Raw genomic sequence first — 14190 nt, 5'->3', positions numbered from 1 at the left:
AGGCCACCCCCGAGTGGGCGCACAATTGACCGACACTCCTTCCGCAAATCGGTCCGCTTCGGGCCGCAGTTTCCTTTACGCTGCACTCCATGGCGACATTCAATGACATCCAACTGCTGCGCATCAACTACCTGCGCGGTCCCAACATCTGGACTTACCGTCCAGTGCTCGAAGTCTGGCTGGATCTCGGCGCGCTCGAAGACCACCCGTCCAACGCCCTGCCGGGATTCAACGAGCGCCTGACCACCTGGCTGCCGGCGCTCATCGAGCACCACTGCGGCGTGGGCGAGCGCGGCGGCTTCCTGCAGCGGCTGGAGGGCGGCACCTGGTGCGGCCACGTGCTGGAGCACATCGTGATCGAGCTGCTCAACCTGTCGGGCATGCCCACGGGCTTCGGGCAGACGCGCAGCACCTCGCAGCGCGGCGTGTACCGCATGGTGTTCCGGGCGCGCGACGAGCGCGTGGCGCGCGTGGCGCTCGAGCAGGGCCACCAGCTCATCATGGCGGCCATCAACGACACCCCGTTCGATGTGCAGGCCGCCGTGGCGCGCGTGCGCACCGAGGTGGACGACCAGTACCTCGGCCCCAGCACCGCGTGCATCGTCACCGCCGCGACCGACCGCGGCATTCCTCACATCCGGCTGAACGACGGCAACCTGGTGCAACTGGGCTACGGTGCCTCGCAGCGCCGCATCTGGACGGCCGAGAGCGAGTTCACCAGCGCCATCGCCGAAGGCATCGCCAGCGACAAGGACCTGACCAAGAGCCTGCTCAAATCGTGCGGCGTGCCCGTGCCCGAGGGCCAGGTCGTCAACAGCCCCGAAGAGGCCTGGGATGCCGCGCAGGACATCGGCCTGCCGGTGGTCGTCAAGCCCTCGGACGGCAACCATGGCCGTGGCGTGACGCTGGACCTGCGCAAGCAGGCCGACATCGAGGCGGCCTACCACGTGGCCTATCCCGAGGGCAGCGACGTGATGGTCGAGCGCTTCATCCCCGGCGACGAGCACCGGGTGCTCGTAGTGGGCGGCAAGGTAGTGGCCGCCGCGCGCGGCGAGGTGGTGAGCATCACCGGCAACGGCCGATCCACCGTGCAGGAGCTGATCGACACGCAGCTCAACTCCGACCCGCGCCGCGGCTACGAAGAGGAATACCCGCTCGAGCTGATCCAGGTGGACACCAACGTGGCCGTGCAGCTCGAACTCAAGCGCCAGGACCTCAGCGCCACGGCCGTGCCCGAGGCCGGCCGCGAAGTCGTGGTGCAGCGCAACGGCAACGTGGCCGTGGACTGCACCGACGAAGTGCACCCTGAGGTGGCCTACATTGCCGCGCTGGCGGCCAAGGTCGTGGGCCTGGACATCGCCGGCATCGACCTCGTGGCGCGCGACATCGGCCGCCCGCTGCAGGAGCAGAGCGGCGCGATCGTCGAAGTGAACGCCGGTCCCGGCCTGCTCATGCACCTGAAGCCCGCCATCGGCGCGCCGCGCCCCGTGGGCCAGGCGATTGCCGAGCACCTGTTCCCGGCCGAAGAAAACGCCGACGGCACGATCGGCCGCATTCCGCTGGTCGGCGTGGCCGGCACGCGCGGCACCAGCACCATCGCCCGCGTGGTGGGCTGGCTCATGCACCTGGGCGGGCGCCACACGGGCCTGGCCTGCCGCGAGGGCCTGTTCCTGGACCGCCGCTGCGTGGACACCGCCGACAGCGCCCACTGGGAAGCCGCGCACCGCCTGCTGATGAACCAGATGGTGCAGGCCGCCGTGATCGAGAACGACGCCCGCACCATCCTGCGCGACGGCCTGGCCTACGACCGCTGCCAGGTGGGCGTGGTGACCGACATGGACGGCAAGGACACGCTGGCCGAGTTCGACGTGTTCGAACAGGACCAGATGTTCAAGGTGCTGCGCACGCAGATCGACGTGGTGCTGCCCGGCGGCGCCGCCGTGCTGAACGCCGCCGAGCCCCAGGTGCTGGAGCTGGCCCCGCTGTCGGACGGCGCCGTGGTGCTGTACGCCCAGGACGGCACGCTGCCCGCGATCGCGGAGCACCGCGCGCAGGACAACGGCCGCGCCGTCTTCGTGAAGGCAGGCCGGGTGGTGCTGGCCACCGGCTCGGCCGAGCATGTGCTCGGCGCGCTGGCCGACCTGACGTTCGGCCGCAACGCCGTGCAGACCGAGCCCGACACCCTGCTGGCCATCGTGGCGACGGCCTGGGCGCTGGACATCGCGCCGGACCTGATCGGCGCGGGCATCAAGACGTTCGAGCCCGAGCTTCCCTGCGCCGCCCCGGCCCGCTAGACCCCTTTCAACGACCGCATGGACTCGAGCCGGCACCCCACGCCGGCAACCCCAAGAAAGAGACGCTTTTCCATGGACGTATCCCGCACCCGGGCCCTGCGCGGCCCCAACCTCTGGAGCCGCCACACCGCCATCGAGGCCGTGGTGACCTGTGCCGAATCCGAACTCGCCATGCGCCAGATCGATGGCTTCGAATCCCGGCTGCGCGCGCTGTTTCCCGCCGTGGGCGTGCTGCACCCCGAGGGCAGCGATGCCGATGTCTCCCTGGCCCATGTCCTGGGCGGCGCGGCCCTGGCGCTGCAGGCGCAGGCCGGCTGCCCCGTGAGCTTCAGCCGCATCTCGGCCACCGTGGACCGCGGCGTGTACCAGGTCGTCGTCGAGTACAGCGAAGAGGCCGTGGGCAGGCAGGCCTTCGAGGATGCCCAGGCGCTGATCCAGGCCGCGCTGCAAGGCGGCCACTTCGACGCCGAGGCCGCCGTGGCCCGCCTGCGCGAACTGGACGAGGACGAACGGCTGGGCCCCAGCACCGGCTCCATCGTCGAGGCCGCCGCGGCACGCGGCATTCCGTGGCGCCGGCTCACGTCGGGCAGCCTGGTGCAGTTCGGCTGGGGCTCCAAGCAGCGCCGCATCCAGGCCGCCGAGGTCGATTCGACCAGCGCCGTGGCCGAATCCATCGCGCAGGACAAGGACCTCACCAAGCGCCTGCTACACGCCGCCGGCGTGCCGGTGCCGCTGGGCCGCCCGGTCGAGTCGGTGGACGATGCCTGGAAGGCCGCGCAGCAAGTCGGCCTGCCCGTGGTGGTCAAGCCCCAGGACGGCAACCAGGGCAAGGGCGTGACGGTGAACATCACCGAGCGCTCGCAGCTCGACGAGGCCTTCCGCACCGCCGCCGAATACGGCACGGTGATGGTCGAGCGCTTCCTGCCGGGCCATGATTTCCGGCTGCTGGTGGTGGGCGACCAGCTGGTGGCCGCCGCGCGCCGCGAACCGCCGCAGGTGCTGGGCGACGGCGAGCGCACCGTGCGCGAGCTGGTGCACCTGGTCAACCTCGATCCGCGCCGCGGCGAGGGCCATGCCACCTCGCTCACCAAGATCCGCCTGGACGACATCGCCGTGGCGCGGCTGGCCATGCAGGGCCTCACGCCCGACGCCGTGCCGGCCAAGGGCCAGCGCGTGATCCTGCGCAACAACGCCAACCTGTCCACCGGCGGCACCGCCACCGACGTGACGGACGACGTGCACCCCGAGGTGGCGGCCCGCGCCATCGCCGCGGCCCAGATGGTGGGCCTGCACATCTGCGGCGTGGACATGGTGGCCGAAAACGTGCTGCAGCCGCTGGAAGTGCAAGGCGGCGGCTTCGTCGAGGTGAACGCCGCGCCCGGCCTGCGCATGCACCTGGCGCCCAGCTACGGCAAGCCCCGCAACGTGGGCCAGGCCATGGTGGACAAGCTCTTCGCCAACGGGCAGGACGGGCGCATTCCCGTGGTGGCCGTGACCGGCACCAACGGCAAGACCACCACCGCGCGCCTGATCGCGCACCTGTTCTCCGCGCAAGGCCTGCGCGTGGGCATGACCAACACCGACGGCGTGTACGTGAACGGCCGCCAGATCGACAGCGGCGACTGCTCCGGCCCCAAGAGCGCGCGCAACGTGCTGCTGCACCCCGAGGTGGATGCCGCCGTGTTCGAGACCGCGCGCGGCGGCATCCTGCGCGAGGGCCTGGGCTTCGACCGCTGCCAGGTGGCCGTGGTGACCAACATCGGCGCCGGCGACCACCTGGGCCTGAACTACATCACCACGGTGGACGATCTGGCCGTGCTCAAGCGCGTGATCGTGCAGAACGTGGCGCCGGACGGCTACGCCGTGCTCAACGCGGCCGACCCCATCGTCGCGGCCATGGCCTCGTCCACGCCGGGCAAGGTGATCTACTTCGCCAGCGACCGCCACCACCCGGTGATGGCCACGCACCGCGCGCAGGGCCACCGGTCGGTGTACATGGACGGCGAGTCCATCGTCGCGGCCGAAGGCTCGTGGCGCGAGACCATCCACCTGCGCGACGTGCCCATCACGCGCAACGGCAAGATCGGCTTCCAGGTCGAGAACGTCATGGCATCGGTGGCCGCCGCCTGGGGCGCGGGCCTGCCATGGCAGACCATCCGCCGCGGACTCTCGGGCTTCGTGAACGACAGCGACAACGCCCCCGGCCGCTTCAACGTGATGGATTTCAAGGGTGCCACGGTGATCGCCGACTACGGCCACAACCCGGACGCCATGCGCGCCCTGGTGGCCGCCGTCGATGCGCTGCCGGGCAACCGCCGCAGCGTGGTCATCAGCGGCGCGGGCGACCGGCGCGACGAGGACATCCGCGACCAGACGGTGATCCTGGGCGCGGCGTTCGACGACGTGATCCTCTACCAGGACGCGGCCCAGCGCGGCCGTGCCGATGGCGAGGTGATGGCGCTGCTGCGCGAGGGCCTGGCGGGCGCCTCACGCACCAAGCACATCGAGGAGATCCGCGGCGAGTTCATCGCCATTGATTCGGCGCTGGACCGGCTGCAGCCGGGCGACCTGTGCCTCGTGCTGGTGGACCAGGTGGAAGAAGCCCTGGCGCACCTGGCCAAGCGTTGCGCGGAGGTGGCCGCATGACCGCCGCCCGCCGCCTCTCCAATGCCCTGCCCCGTGCCGCGCTGGCGCTCGGGCTGGCCGCCGCCGCGCTGTGCGCCCAGGCCGAGACCATCGGCACCGTGGACACCGCGTTCAAGCTCCTGGGCCGCGACCACGACATCATCGTGGAGGCCTACGACGACCCGGCCGTGCAGGGCGTGACCTGCTACGTGTCGCGCGCCCGCACGGGCGGCATCAAGGGCTCGCTCGGGCTGGCCGAGGACAAGGCCGAGGCCTCCATCGCCTGCCGGCAGACCGGGCCCATCGCGTTCCCCAAGCCGCCGCTCAAGCAGCAGGACGAGGTGTTCAGCGAACGCATCTCCATTTTGTTCAAGCGCCTGCGCATCGTGCGGATGGTGGACCCGGCCCGCAACACGCTGGTGTACCTGACGTACTCCGACCGGCTCATCGAAGGCTCGCCGCAGAACGCGGTGACCGCCGTGCCGGTGGACCGCGCCACGCCGATTCCGCTAAAGAAGTGACCAACGGGGCACGGGCAAGCGATTCGTGGCCGAATCGCCTCCATGCCCTAGTACTCATTGCCTCTATTGCTATTATTTATATAGCAAACAGCTGATCCGGATCATTGGCCGGCGGCGATCTGGCGCAGCGCCTGCTCGAACACCTCGGGCGGCTGGCCGCCCTGGATGAGGTGGCGGTCGTTGACGATGACCGCCGGCACCGAATGGATGCCGTGCTGCTGGTAGAACGCCTCGCGTTCGCGCACCGCGTCGGCGTATTCGCCCGAGGCCAGCACGGCCTGCGCCCGGTCCGCATCCAGGCCGGCGCCGGCCGCCGCGCGCACCAGCACGCCATGGTCGCCCGGGCTCTGCCCATCGGTGAAGTAGGCCTTGAACAGTGCGTGCTTCAGGGCCGTCTGCGCAGCCTCGCCGCCCGCCTCGCCCGCCCAGTGCAGCAGGCGGTGCGCGTCGAACGTGTTGTAGATGCGGCTGCGCTGCCCCATGTCGAACGTGAAGCCCAGCGCGGCGCCGCGTTCGGCGATGGCTTCGCGGTTGCGCTGCGACTGCTCGGGCGTGGCACCGTATTTTTCGGCCAGGTGCTCGGCGATGTCCTGGCCTTCCGGCGCCATCTGGGGGTTGAGCTCGAACGGCTGGAAGTGCAGCTGCGCCGCCACCGTGCCGTCCAGCCGGTCCAGGGCCTGCTCCAGCGCGTGCAGCCCGATGGCGCACCAGGGGCAGGACACGTCGGAGACGAAATCGATCTTGAGGGGGACGGGGGTGGCAGGGGCCGGGGGGGTGGTCATGGCAACTCCATTGCAAAGGGCGAACGCGTGATGCTAGGCCGCCTCCCATGACCGTGCACGCCTGTGGGCACTGTCCGGCGGCTTGCGAATGCGATCGCAAGAACCGGGGTGCGGGCCCGCCGCGCCGTGCGTAGATTCAAGGCCAGGCCCTTACCATTGAACGAGGAATCGACGCCATGGCTTCCCGCCCCCACTCCTGCCCCACCCCCCGCACCATTTCCCCGGCGGCGCAGCGCGCCGCCGCCACGCTGGCCGATCCCCGGTGGGCGGCCGTCGCGGCGCGGGACGCCCAGGCCGACGGCCGCTTCGTCTATTCGGTCCGCACCACCGGCGTGTACTGCCGGCCCTCGTGCGCCGCCCGGCCCGCCCGGCCGGAGAACGTGGACTTCCATGCCACGGCCGAGGCGGCGGCGCGCGCCGGCTTCCGGCCCTGCCGGCGCTGCCATCCGGACCGGCCCGCCGGCTTCGATCCGCATGCCGACACGGTGGCGCGGCTGTGCCGCCTGATCGAAGCCAGCGAGCCTCCGCCCTCGCTGGACGCGCTGGCGCAAGCCGCCGGGCTCAGCCCGCACCACCTGCACCGCGTGTTCAAGGCGGCCACCGGCCTCACGCCGCGCGCCTACGCCGCGGCGCACCGCGCGGGAAAGCTGCGCGACGGCCTGCCCCACGCCGGCACGGTGACCGAGGCCCTCTATGCCGCGGGCTACGGCTCGCAGGGGCGCTTCTACGAAGAGGCCGGCCGCGTGCTCGGCATGGCGCCCAGCCGCTACCGCACCGGGGGCGCGCAGGTGCGCATCCGCTTCGCGGTGGGCCAGTGCAGCCTGGGCGCGGTGCTGGCGGCGGCCAGCGAGCGGGGCCTGTGCGCCCTGCTGCTGGGCGACGACCCCGACGCGCTGGTGCGCGATCTGCAGGACCGCTTTCCGCGCGCGGAACTGCTCGGGGCCGATGCCGCGTTCGAGCAGTGGATGGCGCAGGTGATCGGCTTCGTCGATGCGCCCCGGCGCGGGCTGGCCCTTCCGCTGGACGTGCAGGGCACGGTGTTCCAGCAGCGGGTGTGGACCGCGCTGCAGACCATCGCCCCCGGCGAGACCGCCAGCTACGCGCAGATCGCCGAGCGCATCGGCGCACCGCGCGCGGTGCGGGCCGTGGCCCAGGCCTGCGGGGCCAATGCCCTGGCCGTGGCCATTCCGTGCCATCGCGTGGTGCGCACCGACGGCGCGCTCTCCGGCTACCGCTGGGGCGTGGAGCGCAAGCGGGCGCTGCTGGACAAGGAGGCCCAGGCGTGAGCGCGCGCGACCTGGGCGCCATCGACTGGGACGCCGTGGCCCAGGCGCTGGACGGCCAGGGCTGCGCCGTGATCGACGCCCTGCTGCCCGCGGCCGACTGCCGCGCCCTCGCCGGCCTCTACGCGCAGCCTGCGCGCTTTCGCAGCCGCGTGGTGATGGAGCGACACGGCTTCGGGCGCGGCGAATACCAGTACTTCCAGTACCCGCTGCCCGAGGCCATCGCGGCGCTGCGCACCGGGCTCTATCCGCACCTCGTGCCGGTGGCCAACCGGTGGCAGGCGGCCCTGGGCCTGGAAGACCGCTTTCCGCCGGACCACGCGGCGTTCATCGCGCGGTGCCAGGCGGCCGGCCAGACGCGCCCCACCCCGCTGCTGCTGCAGTACGGCCCGGGTGACTACAACTGCCTGCACCAGGACCTGTATGGCGCGCACGTGTTTCCGCTGCAGGTGGCCGTGCTGCTCTCTGCGCCGGGGGCCGATTTCACGGGTGGGGAGTTCGTGCTGACCGAGCAGCGCCCGCGCATGCAGTCGCGGCCCGAGGTGGTGCCGCTGCGCCAGGGCGATGCGGTGGTGTTCGCGGTGCACCACCGGCCAGTGCAGGGCACGCGCGGGCCCTACCGCGTGCAGATGCGGCACGGCGTGTCGCGGGTGCGCTCGGGACAGCGGCATACCATGGGCCTCATTTTTCATGACGCGGCCTGACGGCAAGGCCCCCGGTGGTGGCCCTGGCCTCGGCCCTTGTCCGCTCGTTCCATGACCGACGACCTGTTCGACACCGATGAAGCGCCGGGCGGCCGGCTCGTCCTCGGGCCCGGCGCAGTGCTGCTGCGCGGCTTCGCCCGCCCCGTGGCTGCGGCGTTGCACGCGCAGGTGGCCGCCATCGCGCGGCAGGCGCCGTGGCGCCACATGGCCACGCCGGGCGGGCGCCGCATGTCGGTGGCCACCACGAACTGCGGCGCCCTGGGCTGGGTGAGCGATGCGCGCGGCTACCGCTACGCCGCCGTGGACCCGGACAGCGGCCGGCCGTGGCCCGCCCTGCCTGCCGTGCTGTCCACGCTGGCGGGCGAGGCGGCGGCAGCGGCCGGCTTTGCGGATTTCGTCCCGGACGCCTGCCTGGTCAATCGCTATGCCCCGGGCACGCGCCTGTCGCTGCACCAGGACCGCGACGAACGCGACCTGCAGGCGCCCATCGTCTCGGTCTCGCTCGGACTCCCGGCCACGTTCCTCTGGGGCGGCCTGGCACGCGGCGACCGCGCCCTGCGCGTGCCGCTGCGCCATTCCGACGTGGTGGTGTGGGGCGGGGAGGACCGCCTGCGCTTTCACGGCGTGCTGCCGGTGCCGCAAGGCCACCACGCGGAGTGGGGAGCGGTCCGCGTGAACCTGACCTTCCGCCGGGCGAGGTGATCGGCGGGCGCGTGGTGCTACCGCCGCTCCCGTGCCCGCGCCAGCCACTGGCCCACGGACTCCCGCACGCCCTCGGACAGCGATTCGGCCACGCCACGGGCATACCCCTCGCCCAGCATGCCCTGCCCCGCATGGTGGAGGGCCACCACCGCGTTGGCCAGGACCACGCGGTCCAGCCCTGCGCTTCGCGGGCGGGGAGGCTCAACACGCGCCGTGGCGGTGCCCGGGGTCGCGGTGGTGTCCGGCACCTCCGGGGGTGAAACTATCGCAGGCGCCGGGGCGCGATGCTTCAGGTGCCAGTGGGCCATCACCGCGCCGATCCCCACGAACAGTTGAAGCCCTGCCACGTCGCGGTCGGGCAGGCGCTGGAGCAGGCCCTGGATCGCCTCGCCCAGCAGCTCGCCCGCCAGCCGTGCGGCATCCAGGTCCACCAGCGCTTGCGCGATGCGGGCCACGGCCTGCGGGTCGTCGCGTTCCTGCAGTTGCCGCGACAGCGCGGCGGTGCCGGTGGCGAACAGCCCGGCCGCCACCGCCACGCGCTGCGCCAATGCGGTGGCAGAGGCTGGGTCCTGCAGCGTGTGCACAGCCAACAGGGTCCATTCGGAATGCGTTCTCATCTGCTCGCCCAGCCACAGGGCGGGAGGCGCCAGGTACCGCGCACCGATCCGCACCAAGGCGGGATGGGGCTGAAGCAGCTGCATGCCACGCGAGGCCAGTGCCCCCCAGGCGGGTCCGGAGCGCGGCGCTGGGGACGACGCCTGGCGCGAGGAACGGGGCGGCAAGCTCGCCATGCCCGCGGCGGCGGCGTCACCGGGCGGGAGGGGCGCGCGCGGCAGGATCGCGGTGGGCTCCTGCCGCTGCGCCGACTCGCGGGGAGAACCGGGGGCACGGGTGTGTGGATCGGGCCGGGGGCTGCCGGACGCAGCCCCTTCGTGCGAACCACCGTCCACCGCCACGCGGCGGGAAGGGAGCGAGGGAGAAAGGGCGGCAGATGGCATGGCAGGCGCTCGGCGTGGCAGGGTGGCGAAAGAAAGGTTTCGCACGCGCACGCCGACCGAGGCCGGTATCCCGCCCCTGTGCGCCCTGTGCCTGTTCCCGGGCCCTGTGCAGCAGGGGCCGGACCACCTCTCCGTGAGGCTGCATTCCAACCTCGCGGGGAACGGAAAGGGGGGATTCACCCGAAGTGGCATGCCGCCTGGCGAAGCAGCTCCGGGCCTGTGCGCCGGACACGGGGAGGCCGTCAGCGCATCAACGCCGAGATGCATGATTGCTACAAAATATATAGCAAACAGGACAATCGGTACTAGGGCGTCGTGCCACTTTCATGGTCACCATGGGGTGCCGCATGCCTGCGGCTGGCGAGCGATGCCCCGCAGGCACGGCGCGCACGCGGGCCGGGCGGGCGCCGCTGCGCTCCCGGCCCGAAGGCTTCAGCCGGCCATCACCGAGCGGCCGCCAGGGGCCGAATCGCTGCGCCCACCGGACATCACGGGCGATGCGCCCGAGTTCTGCGGCGCGTCGGTGGAAAGAGCCAGGGACGAGTGCTGAGGCAACTGAAAGCCCCGCGACGGGTCCTGCACGGCCCAGGCGCGGATCTTGGGCGGCTGCGACTGCACGCTGCCGAAGATGGTGGCAAAGGCCACGTCCGCGGCATCCCGGCCGGTGGCCAGGCGCAGCATGCCCATGGGAATGGCCGTGCCCGACGGATCGAACAGGTACCAGCGGTCGCCGAGATAGGCCTCGACGTAGGCGTGAAAGTCCGGCGGGCCCAGCGCCGGGTCGGCGCCGTAGTCGGTGCCGGTGGCGATGCGCGCGGGAATGTTCACCGCCCGGCACAGCGCGATCATCAGGTGGGCGAAATCGCGGCAGACGCCGACGCGTTCGACGAACGTGTCCACGGCCGAGGTGGTCGAGTTGGAGGTGTTGGAGCGGAAGGCCACGTGGTTGCGCACCCAGTCGCAAATGGCCTGCACGCGGCTGTAGCCCTGCCACAGGTGCCCGAATTCGCGAAAGGCCAGCGTGGCCAGCCGGTCCGACTGGCAGTAGCGGCTGGGAAAGATGTAGCCCACGACATCGTCGGGCAGGTGGCGAACGCCGACCTCGGGAATGAGCGCGGGATCGGCGGTGTGGTGGTTCAGGTCCACCGTCGCGGTGTAGGCCAGCGTGAGCGGCCCGGGTTCGGCGTGCAGCCGCAGGCAGCGGGTGCCCGTGGCGGGATCGGTGTGCAAGTGCGTCGGAATGTCCTGGCTGATGACCAGGTTCTCGTCCTGAACGGTCTGGCAATGCGTCTGCGCTGCATGGATGTTGAAGACGAAGTCAGCGCCGGGATCGCCTACCGCGTACTCCAACTCCAACTGGAGTTTCATTCGGATCATGGGGCCTGCCGTGGTGGTAGAGGGGAAAGGGCCTGCGTCTGTTGGGTGAGGAACCTGATCGATGCCGCACCAGACGCTGCTGGAGTATGTGTCCCATCGCGAGCGCGCCTTGTCAGTGGAGAGCGCATCGAAGTGCCAGCCCCCACGGCAGGTCCCCCGGCGATCCGCCCCGCGGGCAGTTCGGCCGACGCGGGCTTGTCCTACACCAGCGCTCCCCTGCGCGGCAAAAGATCGGCGGTCCCACGGTAATCAACCAAAAGGCCCCTCCATGGCAAAAGCACCCGCAGTTCAACGTCCCGTGAAAAAGGCCTCCGCCCCCCCGTCCAAGGCCCACGAAGGCGAAGAACTGCGCGGCACCGGGGGCGAGTTGCAGCAGCAGGCCGGAGGCGCCCACCCGGTGCTCACCACCCAGCAGGGCATTCCGGTCGGGGACAACCAGAATTCGCTGCGGTCCACGCCCCGTGGCCCCACGCTGCTGGAGGACTTCATCCTCCGCGAAAAGATCACGCATTTCGACCACGAGCGCATTCCTGAACGCATCGTGCATGCCCGTGGCACGGCCGCGCACGGCTTCTTCGAGTTGACCGAATCGCTGTCGAAATACACCACCGCCCGCATCCTCACCGAGGTGGGCAAGCAGACGCCGCTGTTTTGCCGTTTCTCGACCGTGGCCGGCGGCGCCGGCTCGGTGGACACCCCGCGCGACGTGCGCGGCTTCGCCGTCAAGTTCTACACCGAAGAAGGCAACTGGGACCTGGTGGGCAACAACATCCCGGTGTTCTTCATCCAGGATGCGATGAAGTTTCCCGACCTGGTGCATGCCGTGAAGATGGAGCCCGACCGCGGCTTTCCGCAGGCGGCCAGCGCGCACGACACGTTCTGGGATTTCATCTCGCTGATGCCCGAGGCCATGCACATGATCATGTGGGCCATGAGCGACCGCACCATCCCGCGCAGCCTGCGCACCATGGAAGGCTTCGGCGTGCATTCCTTCCGCCTGCTCGACGCAGAAGGCCAGAGCACGTTCGTGAAGTTCCACTGGCGTCCCAAGCTGGGCATCCAGTCCACCGTGTGGGACGAGGCTTTGAAGCTGCAGGCGGCGGACAACGATTTCCATCGCCGCGACCTGTTCGAGTCCATCCAGGCCGGCAGCTTCCCCGAGTGGGAACTGGGCGTGCAGCTGTTCACCGAGGAAGAGGCCGAGGCGTTTCCTTTCGACCATCTGGATCCCACCAAGCTCATCCCCGAAGAGCTGGTGCCGCTCAAGATGATCGGCCGCATGGTGCTCAACCGCTGGCCCGACAACTTCTTCGCCGAGACCGAGCAGGTGGCGTTCTGCCCTGCCAACGTGCCGCCGGGCATCGACTTCTCCAACGACCCGCTGCTGCAGGGCCGCCTGTTCTCGTACCTGGACACTCAGCTGTCGCGCCTGGGCAGCCCGAACTTCGTGCAGATCCCGATCAACGCGCCCAAGTGCCCCTTCCACAACATGCAGCGCGATGGCCACATGCAGATGCAGGTGCCCAAGGGTCGCGTGGCCTATGAGCCGAGCAGCCTGCTCGGAGACAGCCCGCGCGCCTCGCTGGCGCAGGGCACGCGGCATTTCGCTGAAGTGGCCGATGGCGGCTCCAAGGGCCGCGTGCGGCCCGAGAGCTTTGCCGACCACTACAGCCAGGCGCGCATGTTCTTTCGCAGCCAGAGCCCGCTGGAGCAGGCCCACATGGCATCGGCGCTGGTGTTCGAGCTGTCCAAGGTCGAGACGCCCGCCGTGCGGACGGCCGTGGTGGCGCAGCTGCGCAATGTGGATGACAGCCTGGCCGGCCGCGTGGCCGATGGGCTGGGCATGCCCGAGCTCCCCGAGCCCTTCCCTGCCGCTGCGGCCGTGCAGGACCTGCCGCTGTCGCCCGCGCTGCGCATCATCGACCGCATGAAGCCCACGCTGGAGGGTCGCTGCGTGGGCATCCTGGTGGCGGACGGCTCGGCCGCCGCACCTATCGCCGCGCTGCGCAAGGCGGCGGAAAAGGCCGGCGCCACGGTGAAGATCGTAGCCCCGAAGGTGGGCGGCGCCGTGCTCGCGGATGGCTCGCGCCTGCCGGCCGATGGCCAACTGGCCGGCACGCCCTCCACGGTGTTCGATGCGGTGGCCTCGGTCCTGTCGCCCGAGGCGGGCGAGCAACTGTCGCGCGAAGCCGCCGCCGTGGACTGGTTCCGTGACGCCTTCGGTCACCTCAAGGCCATCGCCGCATGCAAGGGTTCGCAGCCGATCCTGAAGGCCGCCGGCATCCAGCCGGACGCCGGCGTGGTGGACCCCGCTGAGACCGCTGCTTTCATTCAAGCGGCCACCACGCGACAATGGGCGCGCGAACCTTCCGTGCGCACGCTGGCATGATGCAAGCGCTGGCCCACCCCTCCACCCCGTTTTCCACTGACGCGCGACCGCCAGCCGGAGACCTTCACACACCGCTCGACCGGATCGACCACAGCATGACCCCTCCCTTGCGCATCCTTTACGTTGAGGACAACGCGGAACTCCGCGAGACCATCGGCATGCTGCTGGAGGGGGACGACCGGGAGGTGTCGCTGTGCGCCACCGCCGAAGAGGCGCTGACGCTGGATGCGCAGGGCGCCTACGACCTGGTCGTCACCGACGTCAGCCTGCCCGGCATGTCGGGCACCGACCTGTGCCGCCAATTGGTGGCGGAAAATCCGCAGCGCTGGATCGTGCTGTGCTCGGGCTACCAGTTCGGCCACGGCCTGAATGCCCTGGGCCCCAATGTGCGTGCGCTGCTCAAGCCGTTCGAGCTGGAAGAGCTGGAAGAGCTCATGGATTCGATCCGCGACCAATTGCGCGGATCCAGCTCCAATCACCCTGCCTGACCGCAGAGCACCGCCACAGTGAACGGG

Annotated in this window: 11 protein-coding genes; 8 read left to right on the top strand and 3 right to left on the bottom strand. The window is 70.7% G+C overall.

The features are described from left to right. Positions 1-89 precede the first annotated feature (89 nt). The 3 genes from AVTE2539_RS11715 (at position 90) to AVTE2539_RS11705 (ending at position 5440) form a co-directional block, all read left to right on the top strand. The gene (locus AVTE2539_RS11715; RefSeq protein WP_284410825.1) at positions 90-2294 is read left to right on the top strand and encodes a cyanophycin synthetase; all 2205 of its coding nucleotides are present in this window, start codon (positions 90-92) and stop codon (positions 2292-2294) included. A 72-nt stretch (positions 2295-2366) separates the two neighbouring features. Continuing rightward, positions 2367-4940 carry a cyanophycin synthetase gene (gene cphA, locus AVTE2539_RS11710; protein ID WP_284396383.1) on the top strand — a complete coding sequence of 858 codons (2574 nt, stop codon included), beginning with the start codon at positions 2367-2369 and terminating at the stop codon, positions 4938-4940. Continuing rightward, positions 4937-5440, top strand: a complete 504-nt coding sequence (locus AVTE2539_RS11705) for a CreA family protein (RefSeq protein WP_272567418.1) — start codon at positions 4937-4939, stop codon at positions 5438-5440. The genes cphA and AVTE2539_RS11705 overlap by 4 nt, the downstream gene beginning before the upstream one ends. Before the next feature lie 101 nt (positions 5441-5541). On the opposite strand, the gene AVTE2539_RS11700 is transcribed toward AVTE2539_RS11705, so the two are convergent. Then, the gene (locus AVTE2539_RS11700; RefSeq protein WP_284410823.1) at positions 5542-6222 is read right to left on the bottom strand and encodes a DsbA family oxidoreductase; all 681 of its coding nucleotides are present in this window, start codon (positions 6220-6222) and stop codon (positions 5542-5544) included. Between the two features lie 176 nt (positions 6223-6398). Between AVTE2539_RS11700 and ada the strand changes: the two genes are divergently transcribed. Genes ada through alkB form a run of 3 tightly spaced genes read left to right on the top strand, consistent with a single transcriptional unit; the run spans position 6399 to position 8911 of the window. After that, positions 6399-7508, top strand: coding sequence for a bifunctional DNA-binding transcriptional regulator/O6-methylguanine-DNA methyltransferase Ada (ada, locus tag AVTE2539_RS11695; protein WP_284410821.1), 1110 nt, complete (start codon positions 6399-6401; stop codon positions 7506-7508). Next, positions 7505-8209 (top strand): 2OG-Fe(II) oxygenase, encoded by a 705-nt coding sequence (locus AVTE2539_RS11690; RefSeq protein ID WP_284410819.1) that lies wholly within the window; start codon positions 7505-7507, stop codon positions 8207-8209. Before ada ends, AVTE2539_RS11690 begins: the two co-directional genes overlap by 4 nt. 51 nt (positions 8210-8260) lie before the next feature. Then, entirely contained in the window at positions 8261-8911 is a 651-nt protein-coding gene (gene alkB / locus AVTE2539_RS11685; protein ID WP_284411606.1) for a DNA oxidative demethylase AlkB, read from the top strand. 17 nt (positions 8912-8928) lie between these two features. Here alkB and AVTE2539_RS11680 read toward each other — a convergent pair whose 3' ends face one another. Both AVTE2539_RS11680 and AVTE2539_RS11675 read right to left on the bottom strand, forming a co-directional pair. Further along, positions 8929-9909, bottom strand: coding sequence for a hypothetical protein (locus tag AVTE2539_RS11680; RefSeq protein WP_284410815.1), 981 nt, complete (start codon positions 9907-9909; stop codon positions 8929-8931). A 432-nt stretch (positions 9910-10341) separates the two neighbouring features. Then, positions 10342-11286: a transglutaminase-like domain-containing protein gene (locus tag AVTE2539_RS11675; protein WP_272567408.1), complete on the bottom strand. Its 945-nt coding sequence runs from the start codon at positions 11284-11286 to the stop codon at positions 10342-10344. A gap of 268 nt (positions 11287-11554) precedes the next feature. On the opposite strand from AVTE2539_RS11675, the gene AVTE2539_RS11670 reads away from it, so the two are divergent. Both AVTE2539_RS11670 and AVTE2539_RS11665 read left to right on the top strand, forming a co-directional pair. Further along, on the top strand, positions 11555-13675 hold the full coding sequence (locus AVTE2539_RS11670) for a catalase (RefSeq protein WP_284396370.1): 2121 nt from the start codon (positions 11555-11557) through the stop codon (positions 13673-13675). A 95-nt stretch (positions 13676-13770) separates the two neighbouring features. Then, the gene (locus tag AVTE2539_RS11665; RefSeq protein ID WP_502868910.1) at positions 13771-14163 is read left to right on the top strand and encodes a response regulator; all 393 of its coding nucleotides are present in this window, start codon (positions 13771-13773) and stop codon (positions 14161-14163) included. Positions 14164-14190: the final 27 nt, after the last annotated feature.

The organism is Acidovorax sp. SUPP2539, assembly GCF_030158975.1.
Classification (GTDB): domain Bacteria; phylum Pseudomonadota; class Gammaproteobacteria; order Burkholderiales; family Burkholderiaceae_C; genus Paracidovorax.
The sequence above is the reverse complement of the archived record's forward strand: the minus strand, read 5'-3'. Positions and strand labels throughout refer to the sequence as shown.

Coding starts and splice junctions, on each gene's coding strand:
- AVTE2539_RS11665 (WP_502868910.1), top strand. CDS start 13,771: ATGACCCCTCCCTTGCGCATCCTTTACGTTGAGGACAACGCGGAACTC.
- AVTE2539_RS11680 (WP_284410815.1), bottom strand. CDS start 9,909: ATGCCATCTGCCGCCCTTTCTCCCTCGCTCCCTTCCCGCCGCGTGGCG.
- cphA (WP_284396383.1), top strand. CDS start 2,367: ATGGACGTATCCCGCACCCGGGCCCTGCGCGGCCCCAACCTCTGGAGC.
- AVTE2539_RS11715 (WP_284410825.1), top strand. CDS start 90: ATGGCGACATTCAATGACATCCAACTGCTGCGCATCAACTACCTGCGC.
- AVTE2539_RS11675 (WP_272567408.1), bottom strand. CDS start 11,286: ATGATCCGAATGAAACTCCAGTTGGAGTTGGAGTACGCGGTAGGCGAT.
- ada (WP_284410821.1), top strand. CDS start 6,399: ATGGCTTCCCGCCCCCACTCCTGCCCCACCCCCCGCACCATTTCCCCG.
- AVTE2539_RS11700 (WP_284410823.1), bottom strand. CDS start 6,222: ATGACCACCCCCCCGGCCCCTGCCACCCCCGTCCCCCTCAAGATCGAT.
- AVTE2539_RS11670 (WP_284396370.1), top strand. CDS start 11,555: ATGGCAAAAGCACCCGCAGTTCAACGTCCCGTGAAAAAGGCCTCCGCC.
- alkB (WP_284411606.1), top strand. CDS start 8,261: ATGACCGACGACCTGTTCGACACCGATGAAGCGCCGGGCGGCCGGCTC.
- AVTE2539_RS11705 (WP_272567418.1), top strand. CDS start 4,937: ATGACCGCCGCCCGCCGCCTCTCCAATGCCCTGCCCCGTGCCGCGCTG.